20 protein-coding genes and 2 pseudogenes are annotated in these 24642 nt (G+C 73.3%); 18 read left to right on the top strand and 4 right to left on the bottom strand.

Going from position 1 to position 24642, the window contains the following annotated elements; translation table 11 throughout:
- The 6 genes and pseudogenes from Q5762_RS12185 to Q5762_RS12160 all read left to right on the top strand — a co-directional run bounded on the left by Q5762_RS12185 (window position 1) and on the right by Q5762_RS12160 (window position 6166).
- Complete coding sequence (locus tag Q5762_RS12185) at window positions 1-1194, top strand: type III polyketide synthase (RefSeq protein ID WP_315892035.1); 1194 nt, start codon at window positions 1-3, stop codon at window positions 1192-1194.
- On the top strand, window positions 1191-2414 hold the full coding sequence (locus Q5762_RS12180) for a cytochrome P450 (RefSeq protein WP_315892034.1): 1224 nt from the start codon (window positions 1191-1193) through the stop codon (window positions 2412-2414). Before Q5762_RS12185 ends, Q5762_RS12180 begins: the two co-directional genes overlap by 4 nt.
- 16 nt (window positions 2415-2430) lie before the next feature.
- The gene (locus tag Q5762_RS12175; protein ID WP_315892033.1) at window positions 2431-2967 is read left to right on the top strand and encodes a cupin domain-containing protein; all 537 of its coding nucleotides are present in this window, start codon (window positions 2431-2433) and stop codon (window positions 2965-2967) included.
- A 72-nt stretch (window positions 2968-3039) separates the two neighbouring features.
- Complete coding sequence (locus Q5762_RS12170; RefSeq protein ID WP_315892032.1) at window positions 3040-3819, top strand: GNAT family N-acetyltransferase; 780 nt, start codon at window positions 3040-3042, stop codon at window positions 3817-3819.
- 90 nt (window positions 3820-3909) lie between these two features.
- Window positions 3910-4428 (top strand): annotated as a pseudogene (locus tag Q5762_RS12165) (FAD-dependent monooxygenase); the annotation flags it as partial.
- Window positions 4429-4909: 481 nt separating this feature from the next.
- Window positions 4910-6166 (top strand): hypothetical protein, encoded by a 1257-nt coding sequence (locus Q5762_RS12160; RefSeq protein WP_315892031.1) that lies wholly within the window; start codon window positions 4910-4912, stop codon window positions 6164-6166.
- On the opposite strand, the gene Q5762_RS12155 is transcribed toward Q5762_RS12160, so the two are convergent.
- Window positions 6075-6881 (bottom strand): pentapeptide repeat-containing protein, encoded by an 807-nt coding sequence (locus Q5762_RS12155; protein ID WP_315892030.1) that lies wholly within the window; start codon window positions 6879-6881, stop codon window positions 6075-6077. The two genes, Q5762_RS12160 and Q5762_RS12155, sit on opposite strands and share 92 nt — an antisense overlap.
- Window positions 6882-6980: 99 nt before the next feature.
- Here Q5762_RS12155 and Q5762_RS12150 point away from each other — a divergent pair, with 99 nt between their 5' ends.
- Both Q5762_RS12150 and Q5762_RS12145 read left to right on the top strand, forming a co-directional pair.
- Window positions 6981-8501, top strand: a complete 1521-nt coding sequence (locus Q5762_RS12150) for an alpha/beta fold hydrolase (protein ID WP_315892029.1) — start codon at window positions 6981-6983, stop codon at window positions 8499-8501.
- A gap of 4 nt (window positions 8502-8505) precedes the next feature.
- Window positions 8506-9063 carry a hypothetical protein gene (locus tag Q5762_RS12145; protein WP_315892028.1) on the top strand — a complete coding sequence of 186 codons (558 nt, stop codon included), beginning with the start codon at window positions 8506-8508 and terminating at the stop codon, window positions 9061-9063.
- 55 nt (window positions 9064-9118) lie between these two features.
- Here the strand turns inward: Q5762_RS12145 and Q5762_RS12140 are convergent, their stop codons facing one another.
- Window positions 9119-10750, bottom strand: a complete 1632-nt coding sequence (locus Q5762_RS12140; protein WP_315892027.1) for an acyl-CoA synthetase — start codon at window positions 10748-10750, stop codon at window positions 9119-9121.
- A 178-nt stretch (window positions 10751-10928) separates the two neighbouring features.
- Between Q5762_RS12140 and Q5762_RS12135 the strand changes: the two genes are divergently transcribed.
- The 10 genes and pseudogenes from Q5762_RS12135 (at window position 10929) to Q5762_RS12095 (ending at window position 20391) form a co-directional block, all read left to right on the top strand.
- Window positions 10929-11729 carry a crotonase/enoyl-CoA hydratase family protein gene (locus tag Q5762_RS12135; protein WP_315892026.1) on the top strand — a complete coding sequence of 267 codons (801 nt, stop codon included), beginning with the start codon at window positions 10929-10931 and terminating at the stop codon, window positions 11727-11729.
- Between the two features lie 269 nt (window positions 11730-11998).
- Window positions 11999-12958: an OB-fold domain-containing protein gene (locus tag Q5762_RS12130; protein ID WP_315892025.1), complete on the top strand. Its 960-nt coding sequence runs from the start codon at window positions 11999-12001 to the stop codon at window positions 12956-12958.
- Window positions 12955-14016, top strand: coding sequence for a thiolase domain-containing protein (locus Q5762_RS12125; protein ID WP_315892024.1), 1062 nt, complete (start codon window positions 12955-12957; stop codon window positions 14014-14016). Before Q5762_RS12130 ends, Q5762_RS12125 begins: the two co-directional genes overlap by 4 nt.
- A complete protein-coding gene (locus Q5762_RS12120) occupies window positions 14009-15190 on the top strand; it encodes a thiolase domain-containing protein (RefSeq protein WP_315892023.1) in 1182 nt (393 codons plus the stop codon). The genes Q5762_RS12125 and Q5762_RS12120 overlap by 8 nt, the downstream gene beginning before the upstream one ends.
- Before the next feature lie 89 nt (window positions 15191-15279).
- Entirely contained in the window at window positions 15280-15522 is a 243-nt protein-coding gene (locus Q5762_RS12115) for a DUF397 domain-containing protein (protein WP_315892022.1), read from the top strand.
- Window positions 15523-15526: 4 nt separating this feature from the next.
- A complete protein-coding gene (locus Q5762_RS39960) occupies window positions 15527-15817 on the top strand; it encodes an alpha/beta hydrolase (RefSeq protein ID WP_399494970.1) in 291 nt (96 codons plus the stop codon).
- Window positions 15818-15895: 78 nt separating this feature from the next.
- Window positions 15896-16305, top strand: a pseudogene (locus Q5762_RS12110) (ACT domain-containing protein).
- Window positions 16306-16413: 108 nt separating this feature from the next.
- Entirely contained in the window at window positions 16414-19380 is a 2967-nt protein-coding gene (locus tag Q5762_RS12105) for an AAA family ATPase (protein WP_315892021.1), read from the top strand.
- Between the two features lie 126 nt (window positions 19381-19506).
- Window positions 19507-20007, top strand: a complete 501-nt coding sequence (locus Q5762_RS12100; protein ID WP_260230756.1) for a hypothetical protein — start codon at window positions 19507-19509, stop codon at window positions 20005-20007.
- Between the two features lie 18 nt (window positions 20008-20025).
- The gene (locus Q5762_RS12095) at window positions 20026-20391 is read left to right on the top strand and encodes an RNA-binding S4 domain-containing protein (protein ID WP_315892020.1); all 366 of its coding nucleotides are present in this window, start codon (window positions 20026-20028) and stop codon (window positions 20389-20391) included.
- Window positions 20392-20412: 21 nt separating this feature from the next.
- Here Q5762_RS12095 and Q5762_RS12090 read toward each other — a convergent pair whose 3' ends face one another.
- Together Q5762_RS12090 and Q5762_RS12085 are read right to left on the bottom strand one after the other, a co-directional pair.
- On the bottom strand, window positions 20413-22602 hold the full coding sequence (locus Q5762_RS12090; RefSeq protein WP_315892019.1) for a terpene synthase family protein: 2190 nt from the start codon (window positions 22600-22602) through the stop codon (window positions 20413-20415).
- A gap of 158 nt (window positions 22603-22760) precedes the next feature.
- A complete protein-coding gene (locus tag Q5762_RS12085; protein ID WP_315892018.1) occupies window positions 22761-24611 on the bottom strand; it encodes a peptidoglycan recognition family protein in 1851 nt (616 codons plus the stop codon).
- Window positions 24612-24642 lie beyond the last annotated feature (31 nt).

Genomic DNA, 24642 nt, shown 5'->3' with positions numbered 1-24642 from the left:
ATGCCCGTCCTGTGCCGTCCCGCCGTCGCCGTCCCCGAGCACACGATCACCCAGGAACAGACCCTCGACCTGGCCCGGAGCCTGCACGCCGGCCATGAGCAACTCCCGCTCGTGCTCCGCCTCATCGGCAACACCGGCGTCGCCAAGCGCCATCTCGTGCAGCCCATCGAGCGCACGCTCGCCCACCCCGGATTCGAGGCGCGCAACGCCGCGTACGAATCCCAGGCCAAGGCGCGGGTGCCCGCCGTCGTGGAGGAGGCGCTCGGCCACGCGGGCCTGGAGGCCCGGGACATCGACCTGATCGTCTACGTCTCCTGCACCGGCTTCATGATGCCCTCGCTCACGGCCTGGATGATCAACACCCTGGGGTTCCGCAACGACACCCGGCAGATGCCGATCGCCCAGCTCGGCTGCGCGGCGGGCGGCGGCGCCATCAACCGAGCCCACGACTTCTGCGTCGCCTACCCCGGCGCCAACGCGCTCATCGTGGCCTGCGAGTTCTGCTCCCTGTGCTACCAGCCGACCGATCTCACGGTCGGCAACCTGCTCTCCAACGGCCTGTTCGGCGACGCCGTCGCGGCGGCGGTGATCCGGGGCACGGGCGGTGTCGGCGTACGGCTCGAAGGCAACGGCTCGCACCTGGTGCCCGACAGCGAGGACTGGATCGCCTACAAGGTGCGCGAGACCGGCTTCCACTTCATGCTCGACAAACGCGTCCCCGGCACGATGGAGCAGCTCGCCCCGGCCCTCGTGGACCTCGCCGCCCGGCATGGACAGGACGCCGGCGCCCAGGACTTCTACATCATCCACGCGGGCGGGCCGCGCATCCTCGACGACCTCGGCCGCCATCTCAAGGTCGCCCCGGAGGCCTTCCGCTTCAGCCGGGCCACGCTGACGGAGTACGGCAACATCGCGAGCGCCGTCGTCCTGGACGCCCTGCGCCGGCTCTTCGAGGAGGGCGGCCCCGCGCCCGGCTCGCCCGGCCTGATCGCGGGCTTCGGCCCCGGAATCACCGCCGAGGTCTCCCTCGGCCGCTGGACCGGCGACCGCCCGGCGGACGAGATCCGCCGCGAACCCGTCCGCCTGGACCAGCCATCACCCACCCGCCTGGACCCGCGGGAGCCCACCCGCCTTACTCCGTCCCCGTCCCTCACGTCGCCGAACACCCCCGCACCCGCGAAAGTCGCCTCATGACCACCACCGCCACCCCCCAGTCCGCCGACACCCCGCGCGTCCACTTCTGGGCCGTGCCCGATCTCACCGGCCTCGAATTCGACCCCCTGCTCGCCAAACTGCTCCACGAGGACCCGGTCACCCGGGTCCGGCTGCCGCACGGCGAGGGTCACGCCTGGCTGGTGACCCGCTACGAGGACGTCAAGTTCGTCTCCGTCGACCCGCGCTTCAGCCGCCAGGCGGTCCACGGCCGCCAGATCACCCGGCTCGCCCCGCACTTCATCCCCATGGACGGCGCCGTCGGCTTCGCCGACCCGCCGGACCACACCCGGATGCGGCGCGTCGTCGCCCGCGCCTTCTCCGCCCGCGCCCTGGCCGCCCTCCGCGACCACGCCCAGGCCACCATGGACCGGCTCCTCGACGCCGTGGAGGAACAGGGCGCCCCCGCCGATCTGATGGCCATGGTCAACCGGCCCTTCCCGCTCGCCATGGTCAGCGAGCTGATGGGCGTACCGGAGGGCGACCAGCCGCTGATGGCGAAGTGGTCCGACACGATCATCTCGGCCGGGGCCGGCCGCGAGGCCAGCGAGCAGGCGAAGGCCCAGATGGCCCAGTACTTCACCGACCTCATCGGCCGCAGTCACGACACCGGCCGCGAGACCCTCGCCGCCGTCCTCGCCGACGCCGTCGACGACGCCACCCTGGAGGAGCACGAGGCCGTCGGCCTCGCCGTCCTCATCCAGATCGGCGGCGCGCACGCCGTGCGCAACAACAGCGCCAACATGGTCTACGCCCTCCTCACCCACCCCGAGCACCTCGCCCGGCTGCGGGCCGAACCGGAGCTGCTGCCGCAGGCCGTCGACGAGCTGCTCCGCTACATCCCGCACCGCAACGCGGTCGGACTCTCCCGGATCGCCCTGGAGGACGTCGAGGTCGGGGGCGTCCTGATCCCGGCCGGCGAACCCGTCTACGTCTCGTACCTGACCGCCAACCGCGACCCGGAGGTCTTCCCCGACCCCGAGCGCCTCGACTTCGACCGGGGCTACAACCCGCACGTCGCCTTCGGCCACGGACCGCACTACTGCCCCGGCTCCCAACTCGCCCGCATCGAGTCCGAGATCCTCCTCGACACCCTCTGGAAGCGGTTCCCCGGGCTGCGGCTCGCCGTGCCCGAGGAGGAGATCCAGTGGCAGCGGGGCGCGCTGATCCGCGGCCCCGAGACACTGCCGGTCACCTGGTGAGAGGACGTACGGCACCATGACAGCCATCCACCCGGCCGACGGACTCGTCGTCCCGCCCGGACACGGCAGGACCCTCACGACGGCCGCCCAGCGGGTGACGTTCAAGGTCACCGGCGAGCACACCCCGACCGCCTCCACCTTCGAGGTCGAGGTCCCGCCGGGGTTCGACGTGGGCGCCCACACCCACGGCCACAGCGAGGAACTCTTCTACCTCCTCGAAGGCGAGCTGGACGTCCTCGCCTTCGAACCGCTCGTCCGCACCCCCGACCGCTGGCGGGACTGGGAGTCCGCCTCGGGGGAGCGGGCCGTACGGGCCACCCCGGGCACCCTGATCCTCGTGCCGCCCGGCTGCCCGCACGCCTTCGCCAACCCGACGGGGGAGCCGGCCAGAATGCTCTTCCAGGCCTCCCCGCCGCCGGACCACGAGCGGTACTTCGAGGAGCTCATGGAGATCCTCGGCGCCGGCGGAGACGTCGACCACGCGGCGATCGAGGCACTCCGCCGCCGCTACGACATCGAACAGCTCACGCCACTGCGCCACACGCCCGGCTGACCCGCCGCCCGGTCCGTCGGGGCGCGGAAATGCCGTTGCGGCGCCCCGACGGCAGGTGCTGGAGTCTGCGCCATGGACCACCACGCACAGCTCCTCGCCCGGTACGACCGCCAGATGCGCCTCGGTGCCCGCCCCGACGGGCCCGGCACACGGGTGGAGCGGGTCGGCCCGGTCGTACGCCAGACGGGCCCGGCCCACGCGTGGAACGGCGTTCTCTGGTCCGGTCTCGGGGAGCGGGACGCCGACGAGGCCGTCGCCGAGCAGATCCGCCACTTCACCGCCCTCGGCCTGCCCTTCGAGTGGAAGGTCTACGGACACGACGCACCGGCGGACCTCGCCGACCGGCTGCTCGCCGCCGGGTTCACCGCCGAGGACCAGGAGACCCTGATGACCGCCGAGGCGGCCGCACTGCCGGCCGCCGTGGACCTCCCGGAGGGCGTCGAGCTGATCCCCGTCACCGACGCGGCCGGGGTCGCGCTGGTGACCGAGGTCCATGACCGGGCCTTCGGCGGGGACAGCTCCCACATCGGCCGCCAGCTCCTCGACCGGCTGGCCGCCGCGCCCGACACCGTCGCCGCCGTACTCGCCATGGCCGACGGCGAACCCGTCAGCGCGGCGCGCCTGGAGCTCTACCCCGGCACCGACTTCGCGGGCCTGTGGGGCGGAGGCACGGTCGAAGCCTGGCGGGGCAGGGGCCTCTACCGCGCCCTGGTCGCCTTCCGCACCCGGATCGCCGTCGAGCGCGGCCACCGGTACGTCCAGGTCGACGCGGCCGCCATGAGCCGACCGATCCTCACCCGCCTCGGCTTCACCGCCCTGACGACGACCACGCCGTACGTGTACGTCCCGTAGGGACCTGAGGCGCCGTCCGATCCGGGGCGTTCGGGACCCGGCCGGCGCCGTCGACGACCGGCGTTGACAGGCAAGTGTCGACATGTCGCTATGGTTCGCCGCTCAGCCCGACCTGCGCCGGTACCCCCAGCCCCCGCCGTGTCCGGCGGAGCCCCAGAACCTGAGCGAGGAACCATGCCGCAGCGCGCCGCCACCGTCGTCGGCGGCGGGATCGGCGGCCTCGCGGCCGCCATCGCCCTGCACCGGCGGGGCTGGCGCGTCGAAGTGCTGGAACGGGCGCCCGAGTTCACCGAGATCGGCGCCGGGATCTCCCTCTGGCCGAACGCCCTGCGCGCGCTCGACGCGCTCGGTCTGGCCGACACCGTGCGGGCGATCGGCGCCGTCGAGGCCACGGGCGGTGTACGCGACCGCCGGGGCCGCTGGCTGGCCCGTACGGACAACGCGGAACTCGTGCGCCGCTTCGGCCATCCGCTGCTCGTCGTGCACCGCGCCGAGCTGCTGCGGGCGCTCACCGAGGCACTGCCCCCGGAGTGCCTGCGGTCGGGCAGCGAGGTGACCGCCGTCCGCGACGACGGCGACGGCCTCGTCGTCCGGCACGGCCGCGGTGAGGCCCGGTCCGACCTCGTCATCGGCGCGGACGGGCTGCGCAGCGCGGTCCGCCGCGCGCACTGGCCCGACGCGCCCGGCCCCCGGTACGCCGGCTACACCGCCTGGCGCATGGTCACCGAGCCCCTCGCCGAGCCGCCCGCCGAGGGCGCCGCGACCTGGGGCCGCGGCGAGCGGTTCGGCTACACGGCGCTGCCCGGCGGGCGGATGTACTGCTTCGCGACCGCGTCGCTGCCACCGGGAACGGCCTTCGGCTCCACCGAGCACGCAGAACTGCTGCGCCGGTTCGGCTCCTGGCCCGATCCCGTCCCCTTCCTGCTGGCCGCCGTCCCCGCCGACACGGTGCTCCGCCACGACCTCTACGCACTTCCGCCGCTGACCTCCTTCGTGCGCGGCCGGGTCGCCCTGCTCGGCGACGCCGCCACCGGTCTCGGCGGCCGACGTCGAGACCGTACGCGAGGCAACCGCCGGCCGCTCGATCCCCGTGGTCGTCCGCACCGCCGACCCGGCGGCCGAGGCGGCCCTCGAACCCCACGTCGACGGCTTCACCCGCGCCGACGACCCGCGCGTCCGCCACGTCTCGGACGCCTCGGTCACCGCCGCTGCCGCCACGCTCGACGAGCCGGGAGCCGTCGTCCTCGCCCGGCCAGGGGTGCTCGTCGAGGCCGGGCCGGGCTGGTTCGCCCGGGTCACCGAGGCCGCCACGCCCACCGCACCCGCTCCGGGGCTGCGGGACGCGGGCCGCGACCCGCGCCGGTGGCCCGCCTGGGTGTGGGCGCTGCTCGTCGGACTCGGCATGATCGGCGGCGGACTCGGCGCCGCGGCGATCACGCTCGGGCCCGTCCTGCTCCGGTACGACCGCGACTACCTCGGCATGACGCTGCACGACCTGCACGCCGCCAACCACCACCTCGTGCACTTCCTCCAGCACGACCGGATCACCATGGCCGGCACGATGGTGTCGATCGGCGCCCTCTACACGGGTCTCGCCGTCGGCGGGATCAGACGCGGATGGCCCTGGGCCCGCGAGACGTACCTGCTCTCCGGAGCCATCGGATTCCCCACCCTGTTCTACTTCCTGGTCACGGGCTTCGTGGAACCCCTCCACACCGCCACCACCCTCGTGCTGTTCCCGATGTTCGTGGCGGCGGTCCGCCGGCGCCCGCACACCCCGCGCCGGAACCCGATGCCCGAGGGCCCGGAACGGGAACGCCGACGGGCCCTGGTGGGCCAACTGCTGCTCATCGTCACGGGAGCCGGCCTGTTCGTCGGCGGCGCGGTCATCTCGACCGTCGGCCTCACGGGCGTCTTCGTGCCGACCGACCTGGTCTTCCTGGGGGCCGACACGCAGACCCTGGAAGCCGTGAACCCGCGACTCGTCCCCTTCGTCGCCCACGACCGCGCGGGCTTCGGCGGCGCACTGATGTCCGCCGCCGTGGCGATCACCCTGCTCAGCGCCTGGGGCTGGCGGCGCGGCGAGTCCTGGGTCTTCTGGACCCTGTCCACCGCGGCGGCCTTCGGCTTCCTGCCCGCGGTCGTGGTGCACGCGGCGATCCACTACACGGACTTCCTCCACCTCGCCCCGGTCTACGTGGGCATCGCCACGACCGCCACCGGCCTGCTGCTGGCCCGCCCCTACCTTTGCGCGCCTAGGACCGCGGCCAGTGGGAAGGGCGTTCGAACCCCTGGGGCAGGCGGGTCGTCGCGTCGCCGCGCGCCGCGTTCAGCTGGGGCTGGGTGAGGAACAGGGCGTCGGTGAGGTCCGCGCCCGAGAGGTCGGCGTCCCGCAGGTCGGCGCCGATCAGGTCGGTGAGGGACAGGTCCGCGCCCTTCAGGTCGGCGGCGATCAGGAGGGCGCCCCGCAGGTCGGCGCCCCGCAACTTGGCGCCGCGCAGCCGGGCGCCCATCAGGTCCGCGCCGCGCCGGCTCTTGGTCCTGGCGCCCGCCGTGGCCCGCACCAGGGTGCTGGTCCTCAGGAGCAGCGGGTTGACCTCGCCCCGCACGGCGGCGACGTCCAGCTTCTCCAGCACCTCCGCCGAGCCCTCGGTGAGGTCCTCCACCCGCTCCAGAGCCCGCCGCAGCTCCGCGTGGACCGGGCGGGCGGCGGGTCGCGCGAGCGCCTCGGTGAGGTAGCGCAGCAGCTCGTGGAGCTGGCGCATCACCGGGAAGACCTCGTACATCCGGCGCGCGCTCTCCGGTGCCTCGCGCCAGGAGACCCCGCCGAAGGTGACCTGGGAGACCTTCTGGCCCGCGCCGAAGCAGTCGTACACCGTGCAGCCCGAGAACCCGCTGGGCCGCAGCCGGGTGTGGATGCCGCAACGGAAGTCCTCCTGGAGGTTCCGGCACGGTTCCCCGGGCGCCTTGTTCACGGCGAAGTCGGCGGAGTTGGCGAAGGGGAGGGCGACGCAGCACAGCCCGAAGCAGTTCGAGCAGTCGCCTCGGAGGGTCTCGGGCATGGGGGAGTGGTTCCTTCGTGGGTGGGAGTGATCCCACCGTATCGCGCCCCCGGCGAAATCGGTTGCGAAGATCATCCTGCGGCGCGCACGATCGTTGCCATGCCGAGCTTCACGACGTACGACGGGACCGAACTGGCCTATGACGTACGAGGGGAGGGCGAGCCGCTCGTCTGCCTCCCGGGCGGCCCGATGCGCGACGCCGCGTACCTCGGCGAACTCGGCGGCCTCGCCGCGTACCGCCGACTGATCGTGCTCGACCTCCGTGGCACGGGCGCGAGCGCCGAGCCCGCGGACCCCGCCTCGTACCGCTGCGACCGCCAGGTGGCCGACGTCGAGGCGCTGCGGCGCCACCTCGGGCTCGAGCGGATCGACCTGCTCGGCCACTCGGCCGCCGGGAACCTCGCCACGCTGTACGCGGCGGCCCACCCCGAGCGGGTGAGCTCGCTCGTCCTCGTCACCCCGGGGACGCGGGCCGTCGGCATCGAGATCACCGACGAGGAGTGGGACAAGGCGGGGGAGGTGTTCGCCGACGAGCCCTGGTACGCGGACGCGCGGGCCGCCCTCGCGACGATCGGGCCCGACACGCCCGTGGCCCGGGTCATGGAGCTGGCCGCGCCCTTCGCCTACGGCAGATGGGACGAGGCCGCCCGGGCCCACGCGGCGGCGATCACCGACCAGGCCCACTGGGACGCCGCGGCCGCCTACTACGCACCCGGCGCCTTCGACCCCGAGGCGACCCGGGCCGCGCTGAGCGCGCTCACCGCGCCCGTCCTGATCCTTGCGGGGGAGTACGACGGCGGCCCGAGCCCGGCGCGGGCGGCCGAGCTGGCGGCGTTCTTCCCGAACGCCGAGCTGGTCGTCCAGGCCCGCGCGGGGCACTTCCCCTGGGTGGACGACGCGGGCGCCTTCGCCCGCTCGATCGCCGCGTTCCTCGACCCGGAGGTCCGTACGGTCACCGTCGACGGCGTCCGCCTCGCCTACCGGGTGTGGGGCGAGGAGGCCGCCCCGCCCGTGGTGCTCGTGCACGGGCGCGGCGGGAACAGCGCCGACTGGGCGCGGATCGCCGGAGACCTGGCCGCGGACCACCGGGTGTACGCCGTCGACCTGCGCGGTCACGGCCTGAGCGACTGGACCGTGCCGTACGGATTCGACGTGTTCCGCGACGAGTTGCGCGGCTTCCTGAAGGAGCTGGACCTCGCCGGCGCCGATGTGGTGGCCCACTCGATGGGCGGCGCGGCGGCCTACCTCCTCGCCATGGACGAGCCCGGCCTGATCGGCCGACTGGTCCTGGAGGAGGCGCCCGTCTTCTTCCCGCTCGATCCGCCGCGCGGCCGCGCCGCCCGCCCCGAGGGGCCCCTCGGCCTCGACTGGGACGTCGTGCTCGCGACCGACGCCCAGCTGAACGTGCCGGATCCCGCCTGGCGCGAGGGGCTCGCGGCGATCACCGCCCCGACCCTCGTCGTGGCGGGCGGCGAGATCAGCCACCTCGCGCAGGAGCGGCTCTCCTGGATGGCCGACCACATCCCCGCCGCCCGCCTCGTCACGATCGACACCGGCCACGAGATCCACGCGTCCCGGCCGGCCGACTTCCTCGTCGCGCTGCGCGAGTTCGGGATCTAGCGCGATGACACACACGCCCGGCCGGATGCGGGACCTCGATCTGTACGCCCACCTCGCCGCGTACGGCGATGTTCTGGGCGTCGGCATCGGCGGGCGCCCCGCCGAGTGGGAGGCGAGGCTGGGCTCCGACCACCTCGACGTCAGCTCGCACGGGGTCCTGCGCCGCGACCACGGACTCGTGGAGCTCGCGTTCCGGGAGGACCACGGCACATGGCGCTGCTCCGGCATCAGCCTGCAGGTTCACCGGCTGGGACACGGCGACCCGAGCACGGTGCCGGTACCCCTCCGGGACACGTACGGGCCCTTCGCCCGTCGAGCGAGGTTCGACGAGCTGACCGCCGTGATAACCGGCCTGGGCCACCCGATCGAGCCGGACAACGACGCGACGACCACGGACGTGCACCGGTACCGCGTGCCACGTTCCGGGGCGAGGATTTTCGTCGTCGCCGATCCTGATCCCTACGGAGACGGCGAGGAGGATCCGGACGAGTCCGCCTGTCCCGAGGCCGGGGACGTCTGGGCCGTCGACTTCTCCCCGGCCTGGTGGCCGGTGACGGACTGACCTGGGCGTCGTCCCGGGCCGGGGACACCCGGCGTGGACGGACGGCCGGCCGGGCTCATGAAGAGGCTCCGGCGTCCTCGGCCGCCGCCACCGACCGGGCCCACCGGTAGTCGGCCTTGCCGCTGGGGGAGCGCTGGATGAGGTCGGTGATCACCAGCTGGCGGGGGATCTTGTACCCGGCGAGACGGGTGCGGCAGTGCGTCTGGACGGTCCCCAGGTCGAGAGCCGCCGCCCCGGCGCGCAGCTGCACGACGGCCGCCACATGGTTGCCCCACTTCGCGTCCGGCACGCCCGCGACCAGCGCGTCGTACACGTCCGGATGGGACTTGAGCGCCTGCTCGACCTCCTCCGGATAGACCTTCTCGCCGCCGGTGTTGATGCACTGCGAACCCCGGCCGAGGACCGTGACGATGCCGTCCGCGTCGACCGTCGCCATGTCGCCGAGCAGGACCCAGCGCTCGTCGCCCTTCTGGAAGAAGGTCTCGGCCGTCTTCGCCGGGTCGTTGTAGTAGCCGAGCGGGACATGGCCGCGCTGCGCCAGCCGGCCGACCTCGCCCACCGCGACCTGCTCGTACGTCACCGGGTCCACGACCCGCGTCCGCTCGTTGACCTCCAGCCGGAAGCCCTTCTCCGGGCCGGAGTCGTCCGTCGCCTTGCCGTTGGAGCCGGACTCCGAGGAACCGAAGTTGTTCAGCAGCAGCACGTTCGGCACGAGGGCCTGGAACTGCGCCCGTACCGTCTCCGACATGATCGCCCCGGAGGACGAGACGCTGAAGAGCGACGACAGGTCGGTCCCCTTGAGCGGGCCGTGCAGCGCGTCGATCAGCGGCCTGAGCATCGCGTCGCCCACCAGCGACACGCTCGACACCTTCTCCTTCTCGATCGTCCGGAGCACCTCCTCGGGCACGTACTTGCGGTGGATGGCCACCCGCTGCCCGTAGTTGAAGGCGATGAAGGAGGTCAGCGTCGACGTGCCGTGCATCAGCGGGGGAGCGGGGAAGAAGGTGAGCCCGGCGCCGCCCGCCGCGACCCGCTCGGCCAGCTCCTCGGGCCGCTTGACGGCCTCGCCCGCCGGGTCGCCGCCGAAGAGCCCGGCGAAGAAGAGGTCCTCCTGGCGCCACATGACGCCCTTCGGCATCCCCGTCGTACCACCGGTGTAGATGATGAAGAGGTCGTCGGCCGAGCGCGGCGCGAAGCCGCGCTCAGGTGAACCGGCCGACTCGGCGTCCGTGAACGCGATGCAGGTGAGCTCCGGGGAACCCCCGGCCGGGGTCCCCACCCGGACGAGGTGCCGCAGCTTCTCCGTCTGCGGCAGGGCCGCCGTGACCCGCTCCGTGAACTCGGCGTCGAAGACGAGCGCGGCCAGGTCCGCGTCCTTGTAGAGGTAGACCAGCTCCTCCTCCACGTACCGGTAGTTCACGTTCACCGGCACGATCCGCGCCTTCAGACAGGCCAGGACGGTCTGCAGGTACTCGACGCCGTTGTAGAGGTGCAGGCCCAGGTGTTCGCCCGGCCGGATGCCGGAGTCGATCAGATGGTGGGCGAGCCGGTTGGCGGCGGCGTCGAGCTGCGCGTACGTGAGCCGGTGCTCCGCCCCCGTGCCCGGGTGGTCGACGTAGACGAGGGCCTCGCGCTCCGGGACCACGTCCACGACCGACTCGAACAGGTCGGCAAGGTTGTACTCCACCGTTCCTCCTGACCTCGCTGGTCGTCCGGGGCCCGAACTGACTCGGCGGTCATTAGAGCGCCGCAGGGTGGAGGTGGGAAGGGGTCGCGCAGAACAATCTGACTGAGTGTCAGCAAACTATTGAACTGGACCCGCACCTACTGCAACCTGTTCTAGGTCTGGAGACGGGAGGACGTCCATGGGTGGGACCGAACACCTCACCGTGCAGCGCGAAGGCGCCACGCTCGTGCTGACACTCAACCGGCCGGAGGCCAAGAACGCGCTCTCACTGCCGATGCTGGTCGGGCTGTACGACGGCTGGCTGGAGGCCGACGCCGACGACACGGTCCGCTCCGTCGTCCTCACCGGCGCCGGCGGCTCCTTCTGCGCCGGGATGGACCTCAAGGCGCTGGCGGGCAAGGGCATGGCGGGTGAGCAGTACCGGGACCGGCTCAAGGCCGACCCCGATCTGCACTGGAAGGCGATGCTGCGCCACCACCGGCCGCGCAAGCCGGTCATCGCGGCGGTCGAGGGCTACTGCGTCGCGGGTGGCACGGAGATCCTGCAGGGCACCGACATCCGGATCGCGGGCGACACCGCGACGTTCGGGCTCTTCGAGGTGAAACGCGGCCTGTTCCCGATCGGCGGCTCGACGGTCCGGCTGCCGCGCCAGATCGCCCGGACGCACGCGCTGGAGATGCTGCTGACGGGGCGGCCGTACGGAGCGGAGGAGGCGGCCCGGATCGGCCTCGTGGGTCGGGTCGTTCCGGCGGGAACGGCGCTGGAGGCGGCGCTCGCCGCCGCGGAACAGATCAACGCCTGCGGGCCGCTCGCGGTCGAGGCGGTGAAGGCGTCGGTGTACGAGACGGCGGAGCTGACGGAGACGGACGGCCTTGCGGCGGAACTCGCGCGGGGCTGGCCGATCTTCGAAACGGCGGACGCGAAGGAGGGCGCGCGGGCGTTCGCGGAGAAACGGCCGCCGGTGTACCGCCGGGAGTGACCTTTCCCCACCCCGCCCTCCCCCCAGACTCCGTCCGGGGAGACCCCCATCCCGAACTGGGGCTCCGCCCCAGACCCCGCGCCTCAATCGCCGGCGGGGCTGGTTTTCCGCCCTGCGGGCGGGAAATTCAGCCTGTCCGGCGTTTGAGGACACGGCCGAAGGCCGTACGGGGTCTGGGGGCTTGCCCCCAGTTCGGGAAGGGGCGGAGTGGGGAGACGGCCCCGCGCAGCGGCCCCCCGACCCGTACCGACCCTCCAACAAGGAGCCCCATGTCACCGACCCCCGCCCCCGACACCCTCCGCGCCCCCCTAGTCGTAGAGTTCCCCTTCACCCGCTCCCTCGGCCCCGTCCAGTCCGCCTTCCTGACCGGGCTGCGCGAGCGGACCGTGCTCGGGGTGAGGACCGGGACCGGCACCGTGCTCGTCCCGCCCGTCGAGTACGACCCCGAGACCGCCGAAGAACTCCGCGACCTCGTCGAGCTCGGCACCACCGGCACCGTCACCACCTGGGCCTGGAACCCCGAACCCCGCACCGGACAGCCCCTGTCCACCCCCTTCGCCTGGGTCCTCGTCCGCCTCGACGGCGCCGACACCGCCCTCCTCCACGCCCTCGACGCGCCCGGCCCCGAGGCCGTCCGCACCGGGATGCGCGTCCGGATCCGCTGGGCCGCCGAACGGACCGGCGCCATCACCGACATCGCCTGCTTCGAACCGTACGAGAGCGTCCCCGCGAACGAGCCCCGCCCTCACGACGGCACCTTCGCCGACCCCGTCACCGGCATCGTCGCCCCCGCCCGCCTCGACTACACGTACAGCCCCGGCCGCGCCCAGACCGCCTACCTGCACGCCCTCGGCGACAACCGGACCGTCGGCGAACGCTGCCCGTCCTGCGCCAAGGTGTACGTCCCGCCCCGCGGCGCCTGCCCCACCTGCGGCGTGGCCACCACCGAACAGGTCGAGGTCGGCCCGCGCGGCACGGTCACCACCTACTGCATCGTCAACATCAAGGCCAGGAACCTCGACATCGAGGTCCCGTACGTCTACGCCCACATCGCCCTCGACGGCGCCGGGCTCGCGCTCCACGGCCGGATCGGCGGCATCCCCTACGACCAGGTGCGGATGGGGCTGCGCGTCGAACCCGTCTGGAGCGAGGACGGCCGCTACCCCGACCACTACCGGCCCAGCGGCGAGCCCGACGCCGACTACGACACGTACAAGGAGCTTCTGTGACGCGGTACGCCAGGGACGTCGCGATCGTCGCCTTCGCCCAGACCGACCACCTGCGGCGCACGGACGAGGTCTCCGAGGTCGAGATGGTCATGCCCGTCCTCCACGACGTGCTGCGGCAGACCGGACTGAAGACCGCCGACATCGGCTTCACCTGCTCCGGCTCCTCCGACTACCTGGCCGGCCGCGCCTTCTCCTTCACCATGGCTCTCGACGGCGTCGGAGCCTGGCCGCCGATATCCGAGTCCCATGTCGAGATGGACGGCGCCTGGGCGCTGTACGAGGCCTGGGTGAAGCTGCTGACCGGCGAGGCCGACACCGCGCTCGTCTACTCGTACGGGAAGTCCTCGCCCGGCTCCGTACGCGACGTCCTCACCCGGCAGCTCGACCCCTACTACCTCGCCCCGCTCTGGCCCGACACCGTCTCCCTCGCCGCCCTCCAGGCGCAGTCGCTCATCGACGCCGGACACACCGACGAGCCGGCCCTGGCCGCCATCGCCACCCGCAGCCGCCAGGACGCCACCGCCAACCCGCACGCACAGCTGCCCGGCGCCCGTGAACAGGGCGAGTACGTCGTCGCGCCGCTGCGCACCGGCGACTGCCCGCCCGTCGGCGACGGCGCCGCCGCCGTCATCCTCGCCGTCGGCGACCGGGCCCGCGAGCTGTGCGAACGCCCGGCCTGGGTCCGCGGCCTCGACCACCGGATCGAGGCGCACTCCCTCGGCGTGCGCGACCTCACCGACTCGCCCTCCACCCGGCTCGCCGCCGAGCGCGCCGGAGCCTTCGACCGGCCCGTCGACACCGCCGAACTGCACGCCCCCTTCACCTCCCAGGAGGTCGTGCTCCGCCGGGCCCTCGACCTCGACGACAGGGTGAGGGTCAACCCGTCCGGCGGAGCGCTCGCCGCCAACCCGATGATGGCCGCCGGCCTCATCCGCCTCGGCGAGGCCGCCGCCCGCATCCACCGGGGCGCCTCCGACCGCGCCCTGGCCCACGCCACCTCCGGCCCCTGCCTGCAACAGAACCTGGTGGCCGTCCTGGAAGGGGAAGCCCGTGGCTAAGGCCGTGACATCGAAAGAGCCCGTCGCCGTCGTCGGGATCGGCCAGACCAAGCACGTCGCCGCGCGCCGGGACGTGTCGATCGCCGGACTCGTCCGCGAGGCCGCCCTGCGCGCCCTGGCGGACGCCGAACTGACCTGGGCGGACATCGACGCCGTCGTCATCGGCAAGGCCCCCGACTTCTTCGAGGGCGTGATGATGCCGGAGCTGTACCTCGCCGACGCCCTCGGCGCGGTCGGCAAGCCGATGCTCCGCGTGCACACGGCGGGTTCGGTCGGCGGTTCCACCGCGCTCGTCGCCGCGAACCTGGTCGCCGCCCGCGTCCACGGCACCGTCCTGACGCTCGCCTTCGAGAAGCAGTCCGAGTCCAACGCCATGTGGGGGCTGTCGCTGCCCATCCCGTTCCAGCAGCCACTGCTCGCCGGGGCAGGCGGGTTCTTCGCCCCGCACGTCCGCGCCTACATGCGCCGCACCGGCGCCCCGGACACCGTCGGCTCCCTCGTCGCGTACAAGGACCGGCGGAACGCCCTGAAGAACCCGTACGCCCACCTCCACGAGCACGACATCACCCTGGAGAAGGTCCAGGCCTCGCCGATGCTCTGGGACCCGATCCGCTACTCCGAGACCTGCCCGTCCTCCGACGGCGCCTGCGCGATGGTCCTCACCGACCGGGCGGGCGCGCAGCGTTCACCGCGGCCGCCCGCCTGGGTGCACGGCGGCGCGATGCGCAGCGAACCCACGCTCTTCGCGGGCAAGGACTTCGTCTCTCCGCAGGCCGGGAAGGACTGCGCGGCCGACGTCTACCGGCAGGCCGGCATCACCGACCCGCGCCGGGAGATCGACGCCGTCGAGATGTACGTCCCGTTCTCCTGGTACGAGCCGATGTGGCTGGAGAACCTGGGCTTCGCGGAGGAGGGCGAGGGCTGGAAGCTGACCGAGGCCGGGGTCACCGAACTCGACGGCGACCTGCCCGTGAACCCCTCCGGCGGTGTCCTCTCCACCAACCCCATCGGCGCGTCCGGGATGATCCGCTTCGCCGAGGCGGCGATGCAGGTACGGGGGCAGGCCGGCGAGCACCAGGTGGAGGGGGCGCGAAGGGCGCTCGGGCACGCGTACGGAGGGGGCGCGCAGTTCTTCTCGATGTGGCTCGTCGGGGACCGGCCACCGGCCGGCTGACCGCCTTCGGGAGGTCTGTCGGCTCCCGGTACCGCTCGCTACGCTGAGCCCCGGACGACGACGTTGCGCAATGCGGGAGGAGCACGGACGTGGCGGAGAGCACCACCACCCAGCACGCCTTCACAGGCTGGGACAAGCCGGAACTCGACCTCAGCGGAGCCGACTGGCGGTCGAGCAGCCAGGGCGCGGGGGACGTCCAGATCGCCTTCGTCGAGGGCTTCATCGCGATGCGGAACGGAGGGCGGCCGGAGGCTCCGTCGCTGATCTTCACCCCGGCGGAGTGGCGGGCGTTCGTGGTCAACGCGCGGGAGGGCGAGTTCGACCTGACGTGATGTCGTGGGCGTGATCGACCCGGCCCGGCCCTCACCCGCAGGGGGTGACGGCCGGGCCGCGTGCTGCGGGGAGTTCGGACATGGCGTGCCGATCAAAGGCCTGCCGGCCACGCTGACGGTCTCCACCACCGGCGACCCCGTGACACGGCACGAGGGCGGCAACAGCCTCGCCAAGACCCTCGGCGGCAGCCTGCTGACCGTCGAGGGAAGCCAGCACGGCGCTGCCCCTCGCCCAGAACGCCTGCATCAACGAAGCCCTCTCCGACTACCTCATCCGTCTGAAGGCACCCGCTGACGGGGCACGCTGCACCCTCTGAGTCGCCTGCCGCCTGCCGCCTCGGCCGAACGGCTCTCACCCCCTAGGGTGCCGATCATGAGCGCGGAACGGAATCTGACCCGGCTGGTCGCCGGGATGCGGCCGGAACTCAACCCCGGCCGCTACGTCTTCACCACCGTGGACGGGCCCGCACCCGCGGGCGTCGCCCCGGTCGCCACCGTCGCCGAGCCCGAGGGGCAGACGCTGGTCGTACGCCAGGAGGAGGCTGACGCGGCCGGTCTGGCGTACGACTACGTCGCCGGCTGGATCACCCTGCGGGTGCACTCGCGCTCGACGCCGTCGGACTGACCGCGGTGGTCGCGACCGGACTCGCCGAGGCCGGTCTGAGCTGCAACGTCGTGGCCGGCTTCCACCACGACCACCTCTTCGTCGAACACTCCCGCGCCGACGAGGCGTTGGCCGTGCTGCGCGGACTCGCGGACCGCGCGACCGGGTCCGCCGACTGACCCTCACAAGGGGCGCACACGGGCGTACGCTGGGCTCTTCGCGGGGCCCATCGTCCCGGCCGCACTCAGCCGTGCGCCGGGTGTGCGCCCCCGGCGTGGGGGTGGAACGTGGTGGTACGCAACGGCGGTGGGGACCGCCGGGGCTTCGGACTCTTCGAACGCGAGGCGGAACTCGCGGCGGCGGAGGAAGCGCTGAACCAGCTGACGGGTCTCGGCGACGACGACCTGTGGCCGGGACCGGGTGGTGGCGGCGACGTGTGGTCGGGGCCCGGTGGCGGCGTCGTGCCGCGCTCAGGCGGGGCGGCCCGGGCCTCGCGCGGCGGGGTGCTCGCCTATGCCGCGCCCGCCGGGCTCGGGAAGACCACCGTTCTCGCCGAGATCCGGCGGCTCGCCGCCGACAAGGGCTGCACCGTGCTCGCGGCGCGCGGCGGCGACCAGGAGCAGCGGGTCGCCTTCCACGTCGCCCGGCAGCTCCTCCAGCCCCGGCTCGCCGCCGCCTCCGACACCGAACTCCGTACTCGGCTGGGCAGTTGGTACGACATCGTCGGCCCCGCCCTCGGGCTGTGCGCCCCCGGCGACGGCGGCCCGCCCGACCCGCAGGGGCTGCGCGACGGGCTCGACTGGGTGCTGACCCACCTGGCCGTCCGGGCCGCCCCGCTCGTCGTCGTCCTCGACGACGCCCACTGGGCCGACCCCGAGTCCCTCGGCTGGCTCTCCGCCTTCGCGCCCCGCGCCGAGGAGCTGCCCATGCTCCTCGTCGTCGCCTACCGCCCCGACGAACTCCCCGAAAGCGGCGACGAGTTCACCGGACGGCGGTCCGGCCGCCGACCGCTCGGGCTCGAACCCCTCACGTTCACCGCCATCGCCCGGCTCGTCCACGACCGGGTCGGCGCCCTCGCCGACGACACCTTCTGCCGCGAATGCTGGACCGTCACCTCCGGCAACCCCTTCGAGGCAGTCGAACTCGCCGCCAGGGTCCGCGACCGCGGCCTGGAACCCAGTGCCGAGTCCGCCCACGAGCTCCGCGACCTCGCCGCCGCCGTCAAGGGCCACGGCCTCGTCGCCACCCTCGAACGGCTCGGCACCTCCACCGTCCGCCTCGCCTGGGCCTGCGCCGTCCTCGGCACCGAAATCTCGCCGCAGCTCGCCGGCGCCGTCGCAGGCCTCGGCACCGAAGCCGTCGCCCAGTGCGCCGGCCGGCTGCGCGACGCCCGCGTCCTCGCCGGCACCGAGACCCTCGAATTCGTCCACCCCCTCATCGCCACCGCCGTCTACCAGGCCATCCCCGCCGCCACCCGCGTCGCCCTGCACGGTCAGGCCGCCTGGTGCGTCATCGACGCCGGCCTCGGCGCCACCGCCGCCGCCCGCCACCTCCTGGAGACCCACCCCGAGGGCGACCCCTGGGTCGTCGGCCACCTGCGCGAGGCCGCCCGCGAGACCCTGCGGGCCGGCGCCCCCGACGCGGCCCGCCGCTTCCTCGCCCGGGCTCTGCGCGAACCGCCCGCCGACGACGACCGTGCCGCCGTCCTCTTCGAACTCGGCAGCGCCTCCCTGCTCACCGAGCCCGCCACCACCGTCAACCACCTGCGCGCCGCACTGGAGGAGCCCGTCGCCGACCCGGCGCTGCGCCACGGCATCGTCTACCGCCTCTCCCAGGTCCTCGCCCACAGCGACCGGCTCGTCGAGGCCTCCGAACTCCTCGGCCGCGAGTCCCGGCTCACCACCGACGCCCGCAGCAGACTGCGGATGCAGTCCGAGAAGTTCATGTGGGACGCGTTCCGCGCCGACGAACCCGACTCGCCCGCCCGCTCCCGCCGCCTCGCCCAGCTCGCCGACCGGCTCACCGGCCGCGACCTCACCGAGCGGTACGTCATCGGCCTGCGCGCCTGGGACGCCACCCTGCGCGGCGAACCCTCGGCCGTCGCCGTCGGCCACGCCGAGCGCGCCCTGGCGGGCGGTCTGAGCTGGGCCGACGAGAGCCGGGGCTTCGAGGTCCCGGTCCTGGTCGCCCTCACCTTCCTCTACGCCGACCGGCCCGGCCGCGCCGAGGAGCTGTTCGCGGCCGGCACCGCCGAGTTCGAGCGCCAGGGCTGGCGCGGCGCCCACCTCTCCTTCGCGTACACCCTCCTCGGCTATATCCGCTTCCGTCGCGGTCGGCTCGTCGAGGCGGAGGACTTCGTCCGCGCGGGTCTGCGGCTCGCCGAGCGCGTCGGCCCCCGCACCCCCGCCCTCTGGTACGCCGTCGGCGTCACCGTCGAGGTGCTTCTCGCCCGCGGCCGGGTCGAGGAGGCCGCCCGGATCGCCCGTACCCACGACTTCGGCGAGCCGTTCCCCGCCGCCGTCACCTTCCCCGACTCCCAGACCGTCCACGCCGAACTGCTCCTGGCCGGGGGACACGTCGAGGAGGCCGCGGCCGAGCTGGCGGCCGTCGGCCGCCGCCTCGACCCGCGCGGCATGCGCAACCCCGCCTGGTGCCCGTGGCAGCTCCACCTCGCCCTCGCCGAGGCCCGGGAGACGCCCGAGCGGGCCCGCGAGACCGTCCGGCAGGCGGTCGTCCGGGCCCGCCAGTACGGTGCGCCCTCCGCGATCGGCCAGGCGCTGCGCGTGACCGCCGAGGTCACCGGCGGTGACGACGGCGTCAAGCTCCTGGAGGAGTCCGTCGACTGGCTGGAGCGTTCGCCCGCCGCGTACGAGCTGGCCCGCTCCCTGGTGGCCCTGGGCGCCGCGCTGCGCCGCACCGGACGCACCCGCGAGGCCGCCCCCTACCTCTACCGCGGCCTGGAGGCCGCCCAGAGCTGCGGGGCCGACGGCCTGGGCACGGACGCCAGGGCGGAGCTGGCCGCCGCCGGACTGCGGCCGCGCACCCTCCACCCGGCCGGCACGGACGCGCTCACCGCTCGTGAGCGCCGCGCCGCCGAGCTCACCGTCCGTGGCCAGGACCCGGCCGACGCCCTGCACACCGACCTCGCCGCCGTGACCCTGCTGCTGTCCGCCGTCTACCGCAAGCTGGGGACCGACCGCGCGGGCCTCGCGCAGGCCCTCCGCGGCGGCGCCGACGACCCCCACCCGGCGTGACCCGATCCGGGCGCGGGGGCCGGCGGCAGGCCCGCCGCGCGGGCGTGTCGCGGGTCGCCGCGGGGCGCCTCCACGGGACCCGCCCCGGCGCGTCGCGGTAGGCGCCGGGGCACGTACCATGGCCGTATGTCCTTCCTCCGCCGCCGCAGCGCCGCCACACCCGCGGGCCCGGACTTCGACGTCCTGGCCATGGACCCGGGGGACTGGCCCGGCAATCTCGGCGCCGGTCTGCTGCCCGCCCCCGACGGCAGCTGCCAGGGCGTCTTCCTCCGCTACGACCTGTTCGGCGGCCGCGGCCCCGCGATGATCATCGGCAACCTGCCCGAGGGGTCCCCGGCCCGCGAGCTCGCCGACGGCCAGATCCCCTTCGAGGTCGCCCAGCTCCTCGCGGCCCTGGACAACGACGAGCCGGTCGAGGTCCTCGACACCGAGGACATGCCGGTGATGCAGGGCGACAACCTGCTGATCGTCCGTCGCCTCAAGCTCTCCGAGAGCCGTATCGCCTGCGTGCAGTTCGACCGCAGCGACAACGTCCTGGTGACGATCGCCAGTTGGGACCGGCCCATCACCGACGACCTGTACGCGCTGCTCAAGCCGCTGCCCGCCGAGCTGTTCCAGCAGGGCTGACGAGGGAGACGGGGGCCGATGAGCGCGCGCGTCGACAGTTGGATCTGGGCGGTCCGTCTCACCAAGACCCGCTCGCAGGCGGCCGCCGCCTGCCGGGCCGGACACGTCAAGGTCAACGGTGATCGGGCCAAGCCCGCCCAGCCGGTGAAGCCCGGTGACGAGGTACGCCTCTTCCACGGCGGCCGGGAGCGGATCGTCGAGGTCAAGCAGCTCCTCACCAAGCGCGTCGGCCCGCCTGTCGCCGCCGAGGCGTACGTCGACAACAGCCCGCCGCCGCCCCCGCGCGAGCACGTGGCGCTTGCCGCCGTCCGCGACCGGGGTGCCGGCCGCCCCACCAAGCGCGAGCGCCGCGAACTCGACGAGCTGCGCGGCCGCCTCTCCTGAGAGCGGCCGCGCCTCCCTCCGCTACGGCACGAAGAGCGCCGCCATCCGCGCCGCCGACGTGCCGATCCCCGTCGGGCCCATCCGGCCCAGCGACGTACCGCTGCCGGAGTGCACGTCCTCGGCGCGGTAACGGCGCACGCTCCGGTGCCAGTTGAGGATTCCGGCGAGCCAGTCCTCCAACTCCCGTACGTACTCCTCGAAGGCGGCCCGGCCCTTCGCGTCCAGGGCGAAGTGCTCGTACAGCAGCGGCAGTTCGTGCTTCTTGACGTGCTCGAACTGGCGCAGCCGCCCGCGCATCAGATCGTCGACCATCGCCACCGCCGTCGGGTAGTCGCAGTCGAAGAACTTCTGCAGCACCAGGACGCCGTTGTGCACCTCGCCCTCCACCTCGATCTCCTTCTGGTACGAGAAGAGGTCGTTGAGGAGCGCCGCGTAGTCCGACGCCGAGTTCTCCAGGGCCCGGACAGTTCCGCTGCGGAAGATGTCCGGCGGCAGCCCCTCCGCGCGCCGCAGCTTGCACAACTGCATGGTCAGATCGGAGCCGAAGGTGAGCCGCCGCATCTCGATGTAGTCCACCGGGTCGGGCACCCGGTGCTGCGCCTGGTTGTGCAGCTCCCACATCCAGCTGTCCAGCATCCCGTCCATGGCGCGCCGCAGCTGGGCCCGCGCGCCCTCGTCCATCGGGCCGGCCGTCCGCGCCCACAGGTCAGCGAGCGCTCGCTCCATCGGACCGACGGCCAGCGCGCGCCCCGCCCCGGGATCCTCCAGCGACATGACGGACTTGAGGCGCTCCGTGCAGTCCTTCGCGCCGATCAGGTTCCGCGGCCGCCCGAAGACGAGCGGGTAGTAGTCGTCCCCGTACGTGCCCCAGGTCAGCCACTCCGCGCTGAGCTCCAGCTCCTCCAGGGTGGCGTCCGGGTCGAGCCCCGCCGAGCAGATGGCGAAGTCGAAGCCCGCCAGCATCGGCCGGTCCCAGATGTCCTCCAGGAGCCCCATCCGCTCCGCCCAGTCCACGGAGCGCCGCCCCGCCTCCTCGTGGTGCGGGCTCAGCGACAGCGGATAGGGCAGGTCGAACTCGGGCAGCAGCGAGGGCCCCACCTTCCGGTGCGGCACGTGCGTCAACGCCCGCAGCCGCGATGCGGCCGGCCGGCCGAAGAGCGTCCGGATGTCCAGGGCCGACGTGCCCAGCACCCCGTCGAGCCGCGAAGGCCCGGTGTCCAGGCCCTCGTTCATGTACCGGCTGGAGCGCATGTGCCACTCGTGGCCGCCGGACTGCCAGTCCTGCAGCCCCTTCGCGTACGCCGCGATCGCCGCGCACTCCGCCGGGTTCAGCCCCTTCTCCAGGCAGAGTCCCGGGACTTCGGTGAGGGCTGTGTTCTCGAACTGGTGCAGCCGGGAGGTCAGCAGGTCGTTGACGGCGTCGGCCGCCTCCTGCGTCGTGCACCCGAGGAACTTCTCCAGGACGAGGACCCCGTTGCTGTTCTCCCCCTCGTCCTCGACCTCCCGCTGGTACGAGAACAGGTCGTTGCGCAGATGCACCGCGTCGGAGAACGTGTCGCGCAGCACGAGCAGCGGCCGGCAGTGCGCCACCTGTGCCGGGACCTCGGCGCCCGCCGCGTACTCGACGAGCCCGGCCGACCAGGGCGCGCCGCCGACCTTGCGGCGCATCTCGATGTACTCGACGGGGTTGGCGATCCGCCCCTCGTTGATGTTGTCGAGCTCCCACAGCGACTCGTTCAGGAGCGCCTCGGTCGCCATGGCGAACCGTTCCCTCCAGCCGGCGGACATGGACGGCACCGTCCGCGTCCACAGGTCGGCGAGCCCCGCCTCGACGGGGTTGGTCGGCTCGGGCATCGGCGCCGACAGGTCCATCGGCATGAAGAGCGGCAGCCGGTCCAGATACGCCTTGCTGCCCGGCCGGTCCTGGGTGCGCTTGAAGACCTCCAGGAAGTGGTCGTCGAAGAAGAAGACCCAGGTGTACCAGTCGGTCACCAGCGACAGCGCGTCGGCGTCGCAGTCGGGGTGGGTGTACGAGCAGAGCAGCGCGTAGTCGTGGGACTCGAGGTCGTGCTCCTCCCAGATGCCGGAGCCCTCCAGCATCCCCATCGACCGCGCCCACTCGCGGGTGTGCGTGCGGGCGGTCTCCACATGGGGGTTGAGCCGCGCCGGATACGGGACATAGAAATCCGGCAGAACGAAGGGCTGAGCCATGCGTGCGGGGCCTTTCGGTGAGCGTGGGCAGTGATCGGCCGAGCCTTACCCCTCGCCCGTACGGCCCACGCGACACCGGAAATAGTCATATGAACGGCGGGTGGGGTGGCGGCGGGCAACCGCCCGCCGCCGCCCCGCCCGTCCTGCCCCGATCCGCCTCAGGCCCGGGAAACGCGCACGTCAGCGGTCTTCACGAAGGCGACCCGGTGGCCGAACTGGATCTCGTAGTACTCCTCCTGGCCCCGGACCACCCGATGGCCCGTCACGTCGAACACCGGAGCGAAGTAGTACTCGCCGGGGGTACGGTCGCCCACGACGTACGACTGACCCGCGAGCAGTTTGTACGGCAGCGGGGAGACCGCCTGGACCGGGACGCCGGCCGGATACGCCGAGGCCTCCGGATAGGCCCGCCCGTACACGGGCACCTCCGCCAGGCCTTCCTTCGGGGTCAGCACCAGGCCCCGCGAGTTCACCGCCGTCGGCTGCTGCCGCGGGTTGTGGAACCAGGCCCGCTGACCCAGGTACCAGATCGCCGTCCAGTCGCCGCGCCGCTCGGCCACCGCGTACTGCTGGCCGGTCGAGGCCCGCGCCCCGGTGTCGTTGACCCCGGTCGTCGAGTCCTCGCCGCCCGGGCGCAGACCGACGTCCTTCACCAGCGGCGCGTCCGCGCTCGGCGCGGTGTGCAGCCGCACCGCGCCGCTGCCGTGCGGGGCGCACGTCTGGCCCGCCTTCACGCACCCCGTGTACACCGGCTGGTGCGCGCCGTACTCGGGCCGGATCGTCACCACACCGGCGTCCGGACCCGCGCTCGGCGTGAACGGCCGGCCGAGCAGCCGGAAGTAGTGCGCCCAGTCCCAGTACGGCCCCGGGTCGGTGTGCATCCCGCGGATCGTCGACGTCACGGTGCCCGGCACGGTGTCGTGGCCGAGGATGTGCTGCCTGTCCAGCGGGATGTCGTAGCGGTCGGCGAGATACCGCACGAGGCGCGCCGAGGTCCGGTACATCGCCTCCGTGTACCAGGAGTCCGGCGACGTCAGGAAGCCCTCGTGTTCCAGGCCCACCGACTTGGCGTTCACGAACCAGTTGCCCGCGTGCCAGCCGACGTCCTTGAGCGGCAGGTGCTGCGCGATGTGCCCGTCGGAGGAGCGCAGCGAGTACTGCCAGGACACGTACGTCGGGTCCTGCACCAGCTTGAGCGTGACGTCCCAGGTCGCCTCCGTGTCGTGGACGACGATGTAGTCGATCCCCTGGGAGGCGGGCCGGTTCGCCTTGTCGTGGTTGCCGTAGTCCCCGTCCCCGAACTCCTCGTACGGTGCCGGGATCCACTCGCACGCCACCGTGCGCGGGCACTCGGTCGGACCGGCGCTCGGCTGCCGCAGCCCCAGCGACTCCACCTGCCCGGGCGCGAGCTTGACGTCCGGGTCGGCCGCGAGCGTGACGACCTGCCCGCTGTCGGTCGTACGGGACTCACCGGTACGGAGTACGTCGAAGACGTCGTTCGCGTACGTCGTCGCGGTCGCCGTGTCGTCGGCGCCGGAGTACCGCGCCACCGCGCCGAACCAGTCCGCCGGATCGGGGCTCGGCGGCCGGCCCGAGGCGCGCTGGGCGGCGGCGAGCAACGCCGCACCGCCCTCGATGTTCGCCGCCGTCCCGGTACGCAGCTCTTCCGCCGGGATCCCCGTCAGTGCGGCCGCCCGGTCCAAGGTCTTGAGCCGCTCAGGCAGTTGAGCCCTCGTGGGCAGCGGGGTCGCGGTCTCCGCCCCGTGGCGCGGCGCGCGCGAGGCGTCGCCCCGGGCGTCCTCGTCGCCGTGCGAGTGTTGCGGGGCCTCGGCAAGCGCGGTCACCGCGTCCGTGAGGTGCATCGGGCCGTAGCCCCCGGTGACGCTGGGGGCACCGCCGTGCGCGTCCCACCGCGACTGGAGGTACGACACCCCGAGCAGCACGCTCACCGGCACGCCATGGCGCTCGGCGGCCGCGGCGAACTGCCGCTGGAGTGAGCCGGGCTCCATCGGTCCGGCCGACGCCGGGGGAGCGGCCGAG

Origin of the sequence: Streptomyces sp. P9(2023), from assembly GCF_032436795.1 — a bacterium.
Taxonomy (GTDB): domain Bacteria; phylum Actinomycetota; class Actinomycetes; order Streptomycetales; family Streptomycetaceae; genus Streptomyces.
The sequence above is the reverse complement of the archived record's forward strand: the minus strand, read 5'-3'. Positions and strand labels throughout refer to the sequence as shown.

Coding starts and splice junctions, on each gene's coding strand:
- Q5762_RS12185 (WP_315892035.1), top strand. CDS start 1: ATGCCCGTCCTGTGCCGTCCCGCCGTCGCCGTCCCCGAGCACACGATC.
- Q5762_RS12180 (WP_315892034.1), top strand. CDS start 1,191: ATGACCACCACCGCCACCCCCCAGTCCGCCGACACCCCGCGCGTCCAC.
- Q5762_RS12175 (WP_315892033.1), top strand. CDS start 2,431: ATGACAGCCATCCACCCGGCCGACGGACTCGTCGTCCCGCCCGGACAC.
- Q5762_RS12170 (WP_315892032.1), top strand. CDS start 3,040: ATGGACCACCACGCACAGCTCCTCGCCCGGTACGACCGCCAGATGCGC.
- Q5762_RS12155 (WP_315892030.1), bottom strand. CDS start 6,881: ATGCCCGAGACCCTCCGAGGCGACTGCTCGAACTGCTTCGGGCTGTGC.
- Q5762_RS12150 (WP_315892029.1), top strand. CDS start 6,981: ATGCCGAGCTTCACGACGTACGACGGGACCGAACTGGCCTATGACGTA.
- Q5762_RS12145 (WP_315892028.1), top strand. CDS start 8,506: ATGACACACACGCCCGGCCGGATGCGGGACCTCGATCTGTACGCCCAC.
- Q5762_RS12135 (WP_315892026.1), top strand. CDS start 10,929: ATGGGTGGGACCGAACACCTCACCGTGCAGCGCGAAGGCGCCACGCTC.
- Q5762_RS12130 (WP_315892025.1), top strand. CDS start 11,999: ATGTCACCGACCCCCGCCCCCGACACCCTCCGCGCCCCCCTAGTCGTA.
- Q5762_RS12100 (WP_260230756.1), top strand. CDS start 19,507: ATGTCCTTCCTCCGCCGCCGCAGCGCCGCCACACCCGCGGGCCCGGAC.
- Q5762_RS12095 (WP_315892020.1), top strand. CDS start 20,026: ATGAGCGCGCGCGTCGACAGTTGGATCTGGGCGGTCCGTCTCACCAAG.
- Q5762_RS12090 (WP_315892019.1), bottom strand. CDS start 22,602: ATGGCTCAGCCCTTCGTTCTGCCGGATTTCTATGTCCCGTATCCGGCG.
- Q5762_RS12085 (WP_315892018.1), bottom strand. CDS start 24,611: ATGGAGCCCGGCTCACTCCAGCGGCAGTTCGCCGCGGCCGCCGAGCGC.